At 71.9% G+C, this 15,406-nt stretch carries 12 protein-coding genes; 9 read left to right on the forward strand and 3 right to left on the reverse strand.

The features are described 5' to 3' along the window. Positions 1–183: 183 nt before the first annotated feature. Complete coding sequence (locus ACIRO3_RS23965; protein WP_404139995.1) at positions 184–1,671, reverse strand: esterase/lipase family protein; 1,488 nt, start codon at positions 1,669–1,671, stop codon at positions 184–186. 20 nt (positions 1,672–1,691) lie between these two features. On the opposite strand from ACIRO3_RS23965, the gene ACIRO3_RS23970 reads away from it, so the two are divergent. The 4 genes from ACIRO3_RS23970 to ACIRO3_RS23985 all read left to right on the forward strand — a co-directional run bounded on the left by ACIRO3_RS23970 (position 1,692) and on the right by ACIRO3_RS23985 (position 10,553). Next, the gene (locus ACIRO3_RS23970; protein ID WP_404139998.1) at positions 1,692–6,266 is read left to right on the forward strand and encodes a hypothetical protein; all 4,575 of its coding nucleotides are present in this window, start codon (positions 1,692–1,694) and stop codon (positions 6,264–6,266) included. Between the two features lie 268 nt (positions 6,267–6,534). Further along, positions 6,535–7,230: an RES domain-containing protein gene (locus tag ACIRO3_RS23975; RefSeq protein WP_361772349.1), complete on the forward strand. Its 696-nt coding sequence runs from the start codon at positions 6,535–6,537 to the stop codon at positions 7,228–7,230. A gap of 773 nt (positions 7,231–8,003) precedes the next feature. Continuing rightward, a complete protein-coding gene (locus ACIRO3_RS23980) occupies positions 8,004–8,402 on the forward strand; it encodes an XRE family transcriptional regulator (protein WP_361772351.1) in 399 nt (132 codons plus the stop codon). Between the two features lie 510 nt (positions 8,403–8,912). Next, positions 8,913–10,553, forward strand: a complete 1,641-nt coding sequence (locus ACIRO3_RS23985) for a sigma-70 family RNA polymerase sigma factor (protein WP_404140002.1) — start codon at positions 8,913–8,915, stop codon at positions 10,551–10,553. Here ACIRO3_RS23985 and ACIRO3_RS23990 read toward each other — a convergent pair. Beyond that, positions 10,540–11,511, reverse strand: coding sequence for a LysR family transcriptional regulator (locus tag ACIRO3_RS23990; RefSeq protein WP_404140005.1), 972 nt, complete (start codon positions 11,509–11,511; stop codon positions 10,540–10,542). The two genes, ACIRO3_RS23985 and ACIRO3_RS23990, sit on opposite strands and share 14 nt — an antisense overlap. Positions 11,512–11,625: 114 nt before the next feature. Here ACIRO3_RS23990 and ACIRO3_RS23995 point away from each other — a divergent pair, with 114 nt between their 5' ends. Together ACIRO3_RS23995 and ACIRO3_RS24000 are read left to right on the forward strand one after the other, a co-directional pair. Continuing rightward, positions 11,626–12,471 (forward strand): inositol monophosphatase family protein, encoded by an 846-nt coding sequence (locus ACIRO3_RS23995; protein WP_404140008.1) that lies wholly within the window; start codon positions 11,626–11,628, stop codon positions 12,469–12,471. Between the two features lie 72 nt (positions 12,472–12,543). Beyond that, on the forward strand, positions 12,544–13,167 hold the full coding sequence (locus ACIRO3_RS24000) for an NAD(P)-dependent oxidoreductase (RefSeq protein ID WP_404140011.1): 624 nt from the start codon (positions 12,544–12,546) through the stop codon (positions 13,165–13,167). An 80-nt stretch (positions 13,168–13,247) separates the two neighbouring features. On the opposite strand, the gene ACIRO3_RS24005 is transcribed toward ACIRO3_RS24000, so the two are convergent. Continuing rightward, complete coding sequence (locus tag ACIRO3_RS24005; RefSeq protein ID WP_404140014.1) at positions 13,248–13,808, reverse strand: TetR/AcrR family transcriptional regulator; 561 nt, start codon at positions 13,806–13,808, stop codon at positions 13,248–13,250. Positions 13,809–13,902: 94 nt separating this feature from the next. Here ACIRO3_RS24005 and ACIRO3_RS24010 point away from each other — a divergent pair, with 94 nt between their 5' ends. The 3 genes from ACIRO3_RS24010 (at position 13,903) to ACIRO3_RS24020 (ending at position 15,362) form a co-directional block, all read left to right on the forward strand. After that, positions 13,903–14,508 carry a DUF2867 domain-containing protein gene (locus tag ACIRO3_RS24010; RefSeq protein WP_404140017.1) on the forward strand — a complete coding sequence of 202 codons (606 nt, stop codon included), beginning with the start codon at positions 13,903–13,905 and terminating at the stop codon, positions 14,506–14,508. Between the two features lie 187 nt (positions 14,509–14,695). Continuing rightward, a complete protein-coding gene (locus ACIRO3_RS24015; protein ID WP_404140020.1) occupies positions 14,696–14,977 on the forward strand; it encodes a hypothetical protein in 282 nt (93 codons plus the stop codon). 106 nt (positions 14,978–15,083) lie between these two features. Beyond that, a complete protein-coding gene (locus tag ACIRO3_RS24020) occupies positions 15,084–15,362 on the forward strand; it encodes a hypothetical protein (protein ID WP_361772369.1) in 279 nt (92 codons plus the stop codon). Positions 15,363–15,406 lie beyond the last annotated feature (44 nt).

Raw genomic sequence — 15,406 nt, forward strand, 5'->3', positions numbered from 1 at the left:
AATCCTGACCGAAAAAGCTCATTCGTGATCAAGCGTCTCCGGAATCACCCATTCCGTCCGCTATGAACGCCACGCGCCGCCGCACCGCGCCGTACGACCGGGGCACGTCGGGCTACGCCGGAGACGTCGGGTTCGCCCGGACGCGTCAGGCTCGACCGGACACGTGGGGCTCGACCGGACGCGTCAGGCTTCCTCCAGGCGCCCGCCGGCGTCGCCGGCCAGGACGAGCTGCGTGACCTCGGCCCCGTCGAGCGTGCGCACCGAGATCCGGTACAGGCCGGGGGCCTTCGCCACGGCGACGGCGACCGCGTTGCCGTCCTCCCAGGCCAGAGGCGGCTCCTGGACGTCGCGCGGGTCGTCCAGGCCGGTGATCCGGCAGGTCACGCCGGCGAGGGAGTCGGCGTCGGTGAGGGTCACCTTCCAGGCTTGGCCGGCCTCGACGAAGTCGGGGGCGCTGAGCCCGCATCCGGCTTCGCCTTGCGGCGGGCCGAGGTGCACGTCCTCCCTGAGGATCTCGATGACCGCTTCGAGGGCGGGGTCGGCTTTGGCGACGTCTCCGTGTTGGAGGGGGAGGGTGGTGATCGCGGGGCTGATGGAGGCGGACTCCTTGTACACGGTGCCGTCGCCGTGGACCTTGAAGTACTTGACCTGGTCGCGGCCGTCCCTGATGAGGCTGCCGTCGGAGTGGGCTCGGGCACCGTCGTGGTACGCGTGGACCTGACCGTCGCGGATGCTCAGGTTCTGCAGGGTGGGCTGGTTGATGCCCACGACCGAGCGGTGTCCGGGCAGTTCGATGCCGCCGTGGTCGCGGTGCAGCCGGGCGGCGTCGCGGGCCAGTTCGGCGTTTCCACCGAGGGAGACGACGTCGCCGGGCGTCAGGTGCCGGATGTTGCCGTCCTCGCGCACGCTCTTGTACTGGGGCAGCAGGTCGTGCAGTCCGGGCATGTTCGCGCAGATGGCCCGGAGTTTGCGGTGCGGAAGGGGCACCGGGGTGCCCCGGCCGGTGTTCAGGATGACGGTGGCCTTGACGGCGCCGTGGAAGGGAGTGCCCAGGGTGAGGACGCTGCGGGTGTCCCCTTGGAGGTCGCTGTCGAGGCGGGGGTCCAGGGCCGCGCGGGTGACCAGGCCGCCCATGGAGTGCGCGACGAAGACGAGCCGGGCTTCGCGTTCGTCGACGCGGTGGCGGCGGGCGAGGTCGTGGGCGGGGTGCGCGCGCCAGGCGGACAGGTGCGCGCGTGCGGCTTCGGCGAGGATCCGGCCGTTGGTCGCGACGGGCAGACGCCAGTCGTAGGCGAACTCCAGGATGGCGGCGGGGTGCGCGACGCACCGGCCGACGGCGGCCACGAGGTCGGTGTAGGGCTCGATGCCGGCCAGGTAGGGCGTCCAGGCGGAGTGCTTGAGGAGTCCGGTCGCCGTGATCCGGCCGGTCTTGCCCTCCAGCTCCTCGTCACTCATGGCGAGGGAGGTCAGCCCGCCCGGGAGGGTCCAGGCGCGGACCAGCCACGAGATCCCGTCGAGCCCCCAGACGTACCGGCCCCGTTCGTTGTCGTACAGGGCGCTGCCCATGATGCCGGGCACGACGACCACGGCGTCCTGGGTGACGTGGGCGGGTAACTCGGCGTCCGCGGCGGCGTCCTGGGCGGCGGATCGGTGGTGCGCGTGCTGGTCCATGCCTGTGAACAATAGGGAACATGGACGGTGGGCGGGGCGGGATCGGGTGGGGCGGGACCGAGCCTAGCGGGATCGAGTCGGGTGGGACGGAGCCGCGTGGGGTCGAGTCGGGCGGGGTCGAGTCGGGTGGGGTCGGCCTGATCGGGGGCACGCGCGGGGCGGGCACGACCGCGGTGGCCGAGGGGACCTCGGCGGGTGCCTTGTTCGTGCTGGTGCTGGAGGACGGTACGGAGGCGTTCGCCGGCGCGGTGGCCGAGCAGTTGGACGCGGTGGCGCTGTGGTGGCGGCGATCCGAGGCCGGACGTCCGGGCTTCGTGACGACCACTCACCGTGACCCGGTCGTCAACCGCCACGACGTGGAGCGCTTCCTGGAGGCCTCGCGGATCCGCGAGGCGGGACCGGACGTCCCGGTGGTGCTGTTCGTGACGGGCCACGGCCTCACGTCGGCGGCGACGAAGCACTACACGGTGCTCCGCGACACCGATCGTGCCCGACTGCTCGCGACCGGGTTGCGAACCACCGAGATCGTGATCGCAGCGCTCGACTCCTCGGCCCGTGACGTGCTGGTGATCGTGAACATGTGCGAGTCCGCCGACATCGGCGGAGAGCTGCTGGACCTCCGACGGGATCTGGCCGCCGACCGTACGGCGTCCGCCACGTTGAACGTGCTGGCGACCGCCGCCCCGAAGGAGACCGTCCTCGGCGGCGCGTTCGCACTGATCCTCCGGCGCGCCCACGAGGATCTGCGATCGAGTGAGACCGTGGTCCGCCGGTACCTGACCATGGCCGAGTTCCACCGGGCACTCGAAACCGCCGCCGCGGGCATCAACGCCGAGCAGGGCCGCTCCCTGTACGTGCCCGCCCCGGTCCTGAGCAACAAGTTGTACGAACCGACCCCGGCGCTTCCCAACCCCGGCTACCGGCCGAACCCCTCGGCCGCGCAGGAAGCACGCCGGGAGGTCGCCATCACCCTCGACGACATGGACTACTGGCTGGAGAAGGCCAGCGGGCGCACCAACAGCGTCGACCCGGGCTGGTACTTCTCCGGGCGGCAGCACCTGAACGCGGCAGTGGTGGCCTTCCTGTCGGGGCCGGCCGGTGTCCTGATCGTCAGCGGGACAACCGCCAGCGGGAAGTCCGCCGTCCTCGGGCGTGCGGTGACCCTCAGCGACGCGTCCTTCCGGCAGGATCCCCGGTTCGCCCGGGCCGCGAGCCACTGTCCCCCGGACACCGTTCCCGGCGAGGGGGCGGTGACGGTGGCCGTCACCGCGCGCAACAGGGAGCCGCTGAGCCTGCTGCGCACCATCGGCGAGAAGCTCGGCGCATCGCCGGATCCCGCGGGCCGGGACCGGTTGCGCCGCTGGCAGGGCGGGCTGCGGTCCTTCCTCGGCCGGCCGGGTCCGATGGTGACCGTCGTGGTGGACTCCCTCGACGAGGCGGTGGACCCGGCCTCCTGCATCGACCAGGTGCTGGCACCGCTCGCCGGACACCTCGAGGAGAGTCCCGCCGTCCCGGCCCAACTCCAGCCGTCCTCCACCGTGATGCGGCGCGTACGCCTGGTGGTGGCGGTCCGCAGCCACGGCGAGCACGCCCTCGGGGCGGAGCCGGAGACCGGCGGAGACCTGTTGTCGGAGCTCCGCGAGGCCTTCCCCGGGTCGTCGGTGGTGCGCACCGACGACTCCGGCATGCGCGAGGACATCGAGGCGTACGTACGGGCCCTGTTGCACGGCGCGACCGCGTGGAAGGGCGTCGACCTGGCGGTCGCCGCGCGGACCATCGCCGCGGCCTCGCCGCGGTCCTTCCTCGACGCCCGCGTCGCCGCCGAACAGCTTCGCGGCGGTGGCCCCGTCCTGCTGGCCGACCCCGATTGGCTGGCCGGTCTGCACCGGGGCACGGCGGGGCTGCTCGCCGAGGATCTCGAACGCGCCGCCGAGGACGGTCTGCCGGTGCCGGAATCGCTGGCCCTCCTGCGGGCCTGCGCGTTCTCGCCGGGTCGCGGCATCCCGCGCGGCCCGGTGTGGTCGGCGGTTGCCTCGGCGCTGCTGCGGCGGCCCCTGGAGGATGCCGAAGAAAAGGTCCGCCTGCTGCTGGGAGGCCGCCTGGCGGGGTATCTCACCCGTGACACCGAGGACGACTACCGCGTGTACCGCCCGGCACACGACCGGCTGTCCGCGGTACTGAGGCGCCGCTCCGAGACGGCGGCCGGGCAGGGTGGGGGGACGGTTGTGACATCCGAGGGGGAGGGCACGTCCGAGGACGGGCCGGACGAGTACGAGGCGCACGCGCGGATCGCGGAGGCGCTGGCCCGACTGGTCGGCCCCTTCGCGCACGTCCCGCCGGAGCCCTACGTGCGGCGCTATCTGGCGCGGCACGCCCGGTTGGGTCGGGTACTGGACGACGAGCACGTCCCGGCCGAGCTGCTGCCCTGGGTGACGGGCAGCCCCATCCGGGGTCTGTTGCCCTCGGCCGGCGGCAACGGGCCGCGGCATTGGCTACAGGCCTGGGCGAGCGTCGAACCGTACCTGCACCAGGCGGACTTCGCTTCGAGGCTGGCCAGCCTGTACCTGGCCTACGCGGGCCTGGCCGACCAGCGGGTGAGCCGCCCCCGCAGGCCTCCCCGGGCGGGGCTCCCCGGTGCCTCGCCCATGGCGGTGCTGTGGTCGCGGTGGCGCCCGCCTTCCAATGTCCTGGCCTCATTGGACAGCGCGGCACGCTCGCTGGCGGTCCTGACCCTGCCGGACAACCGGACCGTCCTCGCCGCGGGCGACGACGACGGCCACATCGAGCTGATCGACGCCGTGGCGGGTACGGCGATCGGTGAACGGATCGCCGCCCACGAGGGATCCGTCCGCTGCCTGACGGTCGCGGCGCGTCCCGGGCAGAGCGATCTGCTGGTGTCGGGCAGCACCGACGGCACGGTCCGCTTCTGGGACCCGACCAGAGGTACGGCCGTCGACCGGCTCAACCGGCCCGGTGACATCTGGATCGACGACGTCGACGCCTACGTCGACGCCGACCGGGAGGCCGTTGCCGTCTGCGCCGACGGCAACGGCAACCTGGTGTCCTGGATGGAGCGCTTCGGCCGCGAGGAGCGGCTCTCGCTGCCCGGGGAAACTCCCCGCACGGCCAAACTGGCCCTCGCCGCCTGGGAGGACGAGAGCGGCCGCAGCCTCGTCGCCGTCGCGGACGGCGCGCGGTTGAGCTTCCAGGAGACGACGTCCTACCGCACCGTGCGCAGCTTCGACCTCTCCAGCGCCGTCCGGGTGCTCACCCGTGCCGGCGTCCGCGGGCGGATCGCCGCCGGCCACGTCGACGGCACCGTCACCGTATGGGGCACGGCCGGCTGCCTCACCACGCTCACGGGCGCCACCGGTCCGGTCGGCAGCCTGGCCTGTGTCCCCGTCGGCGACCGGCACCTGCTCGCCGCCGGTTCCGGCAAGGACATCGCCCTGTGGGACACGCAGACCGATGACCCGGCGACGTTCCTGACCGGACACACCGCCGCGATCACCGCGCTGGAGCCGCTGCTCCTCGACGACACGCCGACCCTCGCCTCCGCCGCCGCGGACGGCACCCTGCGGCTGTGGAACGCGGGCGACCTCACCCGGGCCCTGGCCGGGGCGCTCACGACCCCCGGTTCCCGCGGCGGCGTCCTCGCCCACGGCGCGGCCGCCCGGTCCGCCGGCCTCGCCCTGGGCGGCGACGGCCCGGGCATCGACATCGTGGAGGTCACGACCGGCACGACGACCGTGAGGATCGACACCGGCGCACCGACACCGGCACTCGCCTGGGCACCCGAGGGCTTCGGCAGGACGACCCTCCTGTGGGCCGATTCCGATCACAGCGTCCGTTTCTGGGACGCCGCCGACGGGCGAACACTCCCCCACCGGCTCGCCGGCCACATCGACCAGATCCGCTCGCTGGCCCCCCTCACCACCCGCTCCGGGCGCCATCTCCTGCTGACCGGCAGCGACGACTACACGGTCAACTTGTGGGACCTCGACGGGCGTCGCCTCCTGCACACCGGTCGCGGACACGGCCTGCGGGTGCGCTGCGTCGCGGCCGCGTCGGACGGCGACCGGGACTGGTACGCGTCCGCGAGCTCCGACGGCACCGTCCGGTTGTGGGACACCGAGGCGGGCGGCATGGTCGGCGCGCCCCTCAAGTGCGATCAGGGCCGTGTGCACGCCGTGGCCGTCAACGTCCGGCCCACCGGCGGTCTCGGCCCCCACCTGGCGAGCGCCGGCGACGACGGCACCGTCCGGCTCTGGGACCTGGCCACCCGCAGCCCCCTGGGCGAGGCCCTGACCGGCCACACCGCGGTGGTCCACGCTCTGGCCCTGTGGAGCGTCGAGGGTCAGGGAAACTTCGTCGCCAGTGCGTCCGGTGACGGCACGATCCGCGTCTGGAACGCGATCTCCGGCGCGTGCGTGCTCCAGTTGGCCACGGGAAGCCCCGTGCGATCCCTCTCCGCGCGCGTCACGGCGGCCCCCTCGGCGAGCGTGGTGCTCTCCTTCGCGGGAGACGCCGGCGCCGCAGCCGTGGAACTCGACCTCGCCATGGCCCGACACGACACGACACAAGGTGCGAAGTGAACGGTGCGCCCCCCTGAAACCCTCGTGCGCCCCCTCGTGATCACCCCCAGCCGCTCGCTTTGGTCCGACGACCGCATGAAAATGATCGTTCGGCATGCGCCCCCGTTCACCGCGCACGGCCACCCACGACCACCGTGCTCGGCGCACGGTACGGATCCAAGACCGAACCGGCCCGGTCGGCGGAGCAGCCGGCCTGCACCGACGGCCGCGCCACGAGCATCACCGGCCGACCGCGGCAGAGCGGGCGGCCGGAGCAAGGAGCGGCCGCATGGACAGGGCGACACCACATCGGGACATCAGCCTGGTTCCGGCCCCCGAACGCGGCATCTGGCGCCTGGGCAAAGCGAAGAACCCGATCAAGTACGAGTTCATCAGCGAGGACGACGCCCACACCGCCGGGGGCAACCGCTGGAGCCTGGCCACGCACGGAACCCTCTACTGCGCCTCCGAGCACGAGGGGTGTTTCGCGGAGACCCTCGCAGCCTTCCGTGTCGACCCCGCCATGCGCGACCTCATCGCGGAGGACTGGAAGGAGCCGTACTACCTGACCCCCGGCAAGATCCCCCGGGACTGGACCACGGCCCACACCCTGATCCGCTTACAGCCCGTCAAGGAGGCCCGCTTCCTTGACGTCGACGACGAGGCGACGCTCGAAACCCTGACCCGGGAACTCCGCCGGGAACTCGCGGCCCACGGGGTGGTGCGGCTCACGACGGAGCACATCCAGGGTTTCAACCACCGCATCACTCGCGAGATCGCCGCATGGGCGACGGCCCAGCAGACCGGCCTCACGCACCGCGGCGGCCTCATCCAGGGCATCGCCTACCGCTCCCGGTTCGGGCGCCGCCGCTGCTGGGCCCTCTTCTCGGGGGTCGATTTCAAGCAGGAGGAATCCAGCCTCGTCTTTCCCGAGGCCGAGGCATTGCGCACCGTCGCCGAGGAGTACGGCCTCACGATGCTCTGATTCCGCCTGCCGGCCGCGGCTGCCGGCTGTCGCCGACGGCTCGACGGCTCGACGGCTCGACGGCTCGACGGCTCGACGGCCGGCCCCTTCCCGAGCCACCGTGAACACCACCCGTAACCCCACCGGCAAGACCACCTTCGACACCGCCTGAATCCACCCGGTTGCCCTCCCCCGAACGTAGGAAAAATCCCCTGCGCGAGGGCCTCTCGCGCCGCCGCTCCACACCGGGAGCGGCGGCATTTCTCCTGCTCACAGCCCTGTCAGATCCCAAACGGCGGAAAGGTCGACGGCGTCGGCCGACGCCAAGTTTCGCCCTAACAGGTGGAGTTGACTGGTGATATTGGGTAGCCTATGGCGGACGGGACGCTACTGAGCACATGGGGGACACCGTGAAGAACGCCTTCCGACGCTTATCGAAGACCGACGACGCCACCAGCCCCGAGCCATGCCGCTCTCAGGGCGCACACGGCCGAGCCGCGGTCCTCGCCACGCGCCTGAACGACAGCTTTCACTCGTGCTCCGGAATCCACCATGCAGGCCGACGCCGATGGTGAACGCCGACCTCGAGTCGGCCACACCACCCGCGCAGGTAACGCTTCCCGGCGGGTCGGCAGCACGGCAACGAAGCGACAGACCCGCGCAGACCAGGTCCGTACCGGCTCCCCCTCCCGGCAGCACGCGGTCCCAGGTCACGCACCCACCCGAAATGCGTCGTCCGACACGCGACCCGCTACCCGCGGACACACGGTCACGACAGCAAGGGAGACCGCACCATGACTCCGCAGCGCCAGTCCACCGTCGCCAAGAGCGTCATCAGCGCCGAACGGGCCCACGCCATCACCGTGCGCATGCACATCGATGAGATCGCCCGGTTCCTCCAGGACAACCTCGGCCAGCGCCTGACCGCCCGCCTGGCCGGCATCAGCGACCCCAAGCAGGTCGGCCGGTGGGCGTCCGGGGACAGCGCGCCTCGACACGACGCCGAGGAACGATTGCGTGCGGCGCTCCAGGTGTTCCAGCTCATCCAGGACGCCGAGAGCCTCTACACCGCCCGCGCTTGGATGATCGGCATGAACCCGCAGCTCGAAGACCAGGCACCGGCGCAGTGCATCGCCGACGGACGACTTCGGGACGTCATGGTGGCCGCCCGGGCCTACGTGGACGGCGGCTGAAACACCGGGCGGAGGCCCCCGTCCCCTCCGCGGACGCGGGTCTCGCACGGCCGTGTGACGAGGACGCCGGCGTGACCGTCCGGGCATTCCGGTTCGCGTGATCCTCCTGATCGACTCGGAGACCGGAAACGGAGCAATCTCCAGAAGAAGGACCCGCCCCGGGGGCGTTCCCGCCGCGCCCGTGCAGGACGGCCGTGATGATCGACCTCGCTCTCATCGCGCTTGCGGAAGTGACGAACGGGCCTCAACGCCCCTGCTCAACAGGCTGGTTGCCCCGATGACGGCGGACCGCCTCGCACGTGAGACCGGTCCCGGTGTCCGGTTCCTTCCGACGGACCGCCTGGCCCACCGGTGCCCTCGGCCCGTCGCGCGTTGCGCGCTCGTTTGCTTGTGGCCCGGCAAGGGTGCACACTTGCGCGAATTCCGGTTGGGCGCAGCGCCGCACCCTCATGACGGGACGCACCCGGAGGCCGACCTACTGGTCGTCAACAAGCCAGACGGGAGCACGCGTTGAGCACATCGGGTTCTGCCCGTCCGCAGCATCTGCGAAGCCTCAGTGACGGGGAGCTGTGCGCCCTGCTGCGTGGCCACGCCTCGGGGTCCGACGCCGGAGTCGACGACGTGATGGCCGAGGTGTTCGCCCGTCACCATTCCGCGGTGCTCGCCTACGCCCGTACGTGCTGTCGGGACCTGCCCACCGCCCAGGACCTCGCCGCCGAGGCCTTCGCCCGTACCTACCGGGCCGTCGCCTGGGGTACCGGGCCCGAATACGCCTGGCGGCCGTACCTGTTGACCTGCGTGCGCCGCCTGGCGGCCGCATGGGCGCGGGAGGGCGCCCGTACCCGGCTGTCCGAGGACTTCGAGGAGTGGGCCGCGCAGCTCTCGGACGGGCAGGATCCCGACGAGGCCGTCTTCTCGGCGGAAGAGGGATCGCTGGTCCTGCGTGCCTACCGGTCGCTGCCGGAGCGCTGGCAGACCGTGCTGTGGCACTCCGTCGTCGAGCACGAGCCGGCGGCCGAGACCGCCGGCCGCCTCGGGATATCGGCGGGAGGCGTCGGCTCGCTGGTCGCGCGTGCGCGGGAAGGCCTGCGGGAGGCGTACTTGCGCGCCCACCTGGACCAGAGCGCGAGCGACGAGTGCCGGCACTACGGGGCGCAGATCGCCGCCATGCTCCGTCGGCCGGGCAAGCGCCGCACCCGGGACCTGGGCCGCCACCTCCAGGGGTGCGCGGACTGCGCACGGGCCGAGCGCGACCTGCGCGACGTCAACGGCCGTCTGGGCGTGCTGTTGTTGGGCGGAATCCTGCTGTGGAACCCCGCCTCCTTCCTGTCGACCCTGGGCGGGAACGGCGCCCCTCTCGCCGCGGGAAGCCTGTACGGGACCCAGCTCGCCGGCGCCAAGGCCGGCGCCGTCAAATGGGCCACCGCCGTGGCCGTGGCGGGAACCGCGGCCACCGTGGTCGCCCTGGTACCGGCCGAGGCCGAGAACAACCCGTCCGAGCGGTCCGCCGCACCCGCCGCGACGACCGCGGCCCCGGGGGACCCTATTCCGGTTGCGACACCGATCGTGGCCATCGGCACGCCCGCGTCCGCCACCGCATCGGCCACCACCACGCCCCTTCCCTCCGCCTCGGTCTCCGCCTCCGTGTCCGCCTCGGCCACCTCCGGGCCGACCTCGGCGTCGCCCTCGACGGCTCCCGCCGGCAGCGCCCTGGTCAATGTCGGTTCGGGACTGTGCGTCGGCCTCGGCGGCGGCCGTTCCGGCGGCCCGTTGCGGCTGGAGAAGTGCACCGGGAAGGCCTCCCAGGCATGGCAGCGGCTGCCTGCCCGTCAGAACGCCTACCAGCTCCGGAACGCGGACACCGGCACCTGCCTCGACGGAACCACCGGCGGCGGGAACCTCACCGAGGTCACCCTTCGCACCTGCCGGACCGGCTGGGACGGCGCGACGCAGCTCTGGCGGTTCGTCCCGGACGCGCGACCCGGCACGTACCGGGTCTGGTTCGTACCGAGGGTTGCGCACAGCGACTACTCCGAGCATCTGCTGGGCCCGCGGAACTGGCCGAAGGCCGACCCGCCGCGTCCGGGATCGGAGCTGGTGCACCTGCCCAACTACTACAACTCGGTCAATCTGCTCTTCACCCTGAGATGAGCCCCCCGGCGGACTCGCCGGTGCCCGCGTCGGCGGGGTCGCGGGCGGGGTCGCCGGTGGGCTCGCAGGCATGGCTCAGGGCGGTGCGGGCCAGCCCGCGCAGCCAGGCGTGGGCGGGATCGTTGTCGTAGCGCTGGTGCCATGCGAGGTGGATGGGGATGGCCGGCATGGTCAGCGGCAGCGGCCGGACACACAGCCCGAGGTCGTCCAGGAGTGGACGGCTGACGAGTTGGGGGACGGCCACGACGAGGTCTTGCCGGCGGACGAATTGCAAGGCCGTGGCAATGGTCGGGGCGGCGGCCACCACCCGGCGGCTCAAGCCCCGGGCCTCCAGCGCGTCGTCGACAGGGTCGCGCAGCCGTCCCCGGCGGGAGACGGTGATGTGGTCGGCGGCCGCGTAGTCCTCGACGGCGAGGGGGCCGTGGCACAGGGGATGGGCGGGGCGCAGCGCGAGGACGAGCCGGTCGTGGCCCGCGATCTCGTGGCGGATCTCGGGCGAGGAGGGTTGGCCGGACCCGGCTTCGAGGTCGGTGTCTCCTCGTCGCGGGTCATGGGTGTCCGTACTGGCTTCGGCCAGGAACCGCACGCGCACCCCGGGTGCCTCGGCGCGCAAGGAGTGGAGCAGGGCGGGACCGACCGCCGCTGCCAGGGCGTCGTGCCACTTCAGGATGAAGGTCCGTTCCAGGGCCGCCGGTTCGATCTGCGTGTGGGGGGAGAGGACCGCCTGGGCCTGCTGCACCAGCTCGTGCACGGTCGCGCGCAGGGCGAGGGCGTGGGGGGTGGGAGTCATGGTCCGTCCGGTGCGCACCAGAATCTGGTCGCCGGTGGCCCGGCGGATACGCCCCAGGGTGCGGCTCATCGCGGGGGCCGAGACGTGGAGTCGGGCGGCGGCGTCCGTGACGCTGCCTTCTTCCAGCAGGGCATCGAGCGCGGTGAGCAGATTCAAATCGAGTTGCATGAGGGTAAATCCAGTCGTAACTAGATTGCATTTGAAGTTAATGATGCCTGCTCTTAACGTCGATGGCGAGCGGCCGAGGGGCCGCACCCCTCCCTTCCTGCGTCAGGAGCGATCGTGAACGCCTTCTCCACCCCGCGTACCGTCCCGCGTACCGTCTCCGCCAAGACCGTTGCGCTCGAAGCGGTCTTGGAGCGCACCGTGGCCGCCGTGAGGACGGCCGGTGAGCTCCTGCGGGAGCGCCACGGCGTGGCCGCGCGCCCTGGTGACCTCGATGAGGTCGTCCGCGCCATCGACGCCAACGACGCCGCGGTGCCGGCGCTCATCCAGCAGCCGCTGCTCGACGCGCGCCCCGGATCCCGCTGGGTGGAGGACGAGTTGGGCGGCGGCTTGCTGTCGGACGGCGAATGGTGGGTCGTGGACACGGCCGAGGGCAACATCAACCACATCCACGGCATGGGCGAGTGGGGGGTGACCGCCACGCTGGTGCGCGACAACGCGCCGGTACTGACCGTGGTCCACCTGCCGCTGACGGGCGACACCTACACCGCCGTTCAGGGCGCGGGGGCCCACCTCAACGGTGAGCGGTTGCGCTCCTCCGCCAAGACCGACCTGCGGGCGGCGCTGGTGGGCACCGGTCAGGCCAAGCCCGGGGAGGACGAGCAGGCCCTTCGCCGCATGGGCGCCTCGGTGACGGCCATGCTGCTCAACGCATTGGTCGTACGGGTATCGGTGCCGGCCACGATGCAGCTCATCCATGTCGCGTCCGGCCGGATGGACGCCTTCTGGCAGTTCTCCGACGTGCGTTCGGGCCTCCTGCCCGGCGCGCTGCTGGTCTCCGAGGCCGGCGGTTCGGTCACGGACACCCGGGGAGAGCCGTGGAGCCTGGCCGCCCGCGACTTCCTGGCCTCCGCTCCCGGGCTGCGCACCCACGTCGTGGACATCCTGTCCGACCTGGCCTGACCTGCACCGCCACCCTCCGCTCGCCCTTCCCCTCCCCCTCGCCCTTCCCCGCTCTTTCTACTGGAGATCCTCGTGAAGATCGCCGTACTCGGTTCCACCGGACAGACGGGCCGCCTGGTGATCGCGCGCGCCTTGGAGCGCGGGCATGACGTCACGGCCCTCGCCCGCCGGCCCGAACAGGTCGAGGTACCCACCACCGGCAATCTGCGGGTGGTTCGGGCGGATGTGACCGTCCCCGGCAGTGTTGCCGCCGCCGTCGAGGGCGCCGACGTCGTCGTGAGCGCCCTGGGCATCACCAAGAAGCAGGACCCGGCGATCCTCGTCGAAGGTGCCCGCCAGATCGCCTCGGCCGCGCCTCACGTCATCTGGCTCACCTCCCTGGGCATGGGCGCCACCGAAGGAGCACTCGGCTCCTTGGGCGGCGCTCTCCTCAAGCGGGTACTGCGCCACGAGTGGGAGGCGAAGGACGTCTCGGGCCGCTTGGTCCGCGACGCGGGCGGGACCACCGTTCACGCCGGGCCGCTGACCGACAAACCCCACCAGGACAACGGTCGCCTCATCCGGATCGAGGACTTCAAGCCGCGAATGATCCCGCCCACGGCGCCGCGCGCGGGCATCGCCGCCCTCATGGTCGCGGAAGCGGAAACCCCGCACTTCGCCGACTCGGACACCATCGCCCTGTTCGGGAGCCGTTGAGACCTGGCGGCCGACCAACGGGCCGTCGGATCCGACCGCGTGCGACGCCTCTCCCGGCCTCCGCCCCCCGAGCCCGGCGGCTACGCCAGCAGTCGTCGACCGATCAGCTCCATCACTTCCGCCCGGCTGCGCCGGCCGTTGTCGGCGGCGTTGAAGTGGTTGCCGATGCGCACCGAGACGGCGAGCAGGCAGCGGACCTCCACCTCGTCCTCGTCGGGACAGAAGGAGGAGAACAGGGAACGCAGGTAGTCCATGCGGCGGTTGTCGACCCGGCGCAGGCGCTCGGCGACGGCCGCGTCGCGGCGGGCCCAGTCGCGGACCGCGATGTCGGCGGTGGTGCCCCGCACCGGCCCGTCGGTGCTTTCGGCGACGATGGCGAACAGCCGCCTCAGTCTGGCCCTGGCCTCTCCCCCACCGCTCTCCACCTGTTCGATGACGCCTTCGGCGACCTCGTACTCCCAGGTGTCGAGCATCTCGGTGAGCAGTGCGTCCCGGTTGCGGAAGTAGCCGTAGAAGCCGCCCTTGCTGACGCCGAGCGCCTGGGCCAGCGCCTCGATCCGTACGGCTTCGGGGCCGCCGGCGACGAGGGCCCGCAGGCCTTCCTCGATCCACTTTCCGCGGGGTGTGCGCGTCGCGCCCATCGTGTGTGCCTCCTCACGGCCCGCCGAGTATACGGGGGCGTACAGATCCGCCTACACTCGATCTATACGCCACCGTATAGACAGGGGTCCGGCCATGCGACTTCCCCGAACCGACCACACCGAACGCCCGTGGCGGATCCACGAGATCGCCGACGACTTCAACGTCGAGGACGTGTGGGCGCTGCCCACCCCCGGTGGGCCCGACGACCTCGCGCTGTTGGTGCGGCAGTTCGCCGAGGGCGTCAAGAGCGGGGTGAACGGAGACGGTTTCGTCTCCCGAGTGCTCTTCGCCGTCCGCTGGAAGCTCGGAGCACTGCTCGGCTGGGACGAGCCGGATGCCGACACCGAGGTACGGCGGGCCTGCCTGCGTGACCGGTTGCCGGCGGACCTTCGCGACGGTCCCCGGGGTCCCGACCTCGGCTCGTCCCCCTTCACCTCGCTCTACCAGCGGGACGACGAATGGGCCGCCGAGATGGCCAACAAGACCGTGCAGGGGGTGGTGCACATCGGCTGGGTACCGGACGGATCCGGCGGCTACCACGGCCAGATGGCCGTCCTGGTGAAGCCGAACGGGCCGCTCGGCGCCCTCTACATGGCCGCCATCAAGCCCTTCCGGTACCTCGGCGTGTACCCGGCGCTGATCCGCTCCATCGGCCGCGAGTGGGAGGCGCGCGCCGCCACCAGGGGGAACGCGGACTGACCCCCGCCGATCACCCGTCACAGGTCGCCCGTCGTCCGTCACCTCTCGCCGGTCGCCGGTCGCCGGTCACCCGTCGTCCGTCACTGTTCACCACCTTCGCCGATCACGAGGATCAGGGCGACGAGCACGAGCAGAGTGCGTCCGGGCCCTGCGCACCGGCCAGGCGGACGCGGTCGTCGGCAACCAGGTGGCCCTGTACGGCTACACGCAGAAGTACGACGACGTCGAGGTGCCGCCGGCCGCGACCGATGGACAGCCGGCCGGCAACTACGGCATCGCACTGCCGAAGGAGACTTCCGCCGACGTGTGCAAGAAGGTGTTCAAGGCCCTTCAGGACTACGTCCGCAACCAGTGGGAGGAGGATTTCCGAACCCACTTGGGGAGCGTGGTCCAGGCCTTCCCCACGACGTGGAACGCCTTCACCCCGTCCGAGGGCGACATGGATCGACACTCCTCCTGTACCGCCTGAGCGCCGCCTGAGAGCCGCCTCAGCGCCTCGAAACCTCGTGGCTCCTGTCAGTGCCGGGTGAAAGGATCGACGCGGTCGGCACACCGACCGCAACGGGGGGATGAGCATGGACAGCGAGAGCACGTACCTGTGGCCGCGGCGGGCGACACCGTCGGACACCGAGCGGCTGGAGAGATGGCTGGCCGAACGCGGCTGGGAGGTCGACCCGACGGTCTACATGGCCGGCGCGGGAGGCGCCGCCGTGCAGGTACGACGGGCGGGCGTGGTCTGGGCCGACTGCGAGCCGGGGTTGTTGATCCTGCCCGCCGAGACCGTGGTCTGGGACGGAGGACGGATACGGATCGCACGCCCGGCCGCCGTACCCGCCCGGTGCCCGGCCTCGTAGACCGCGCGGGCGAAGGAACCGCGCCCCGCGGGCCGTCGCTCGGT

Origin of the sequence: Streptomyces sp. NPDC102278, from assembly GCF_044766345.1 — a bacterium.
GTDB lineage: Bacteria > Actinomycetota > Actinomycetes > Streptomycetales > Streptomycetaceae > Streptomyces.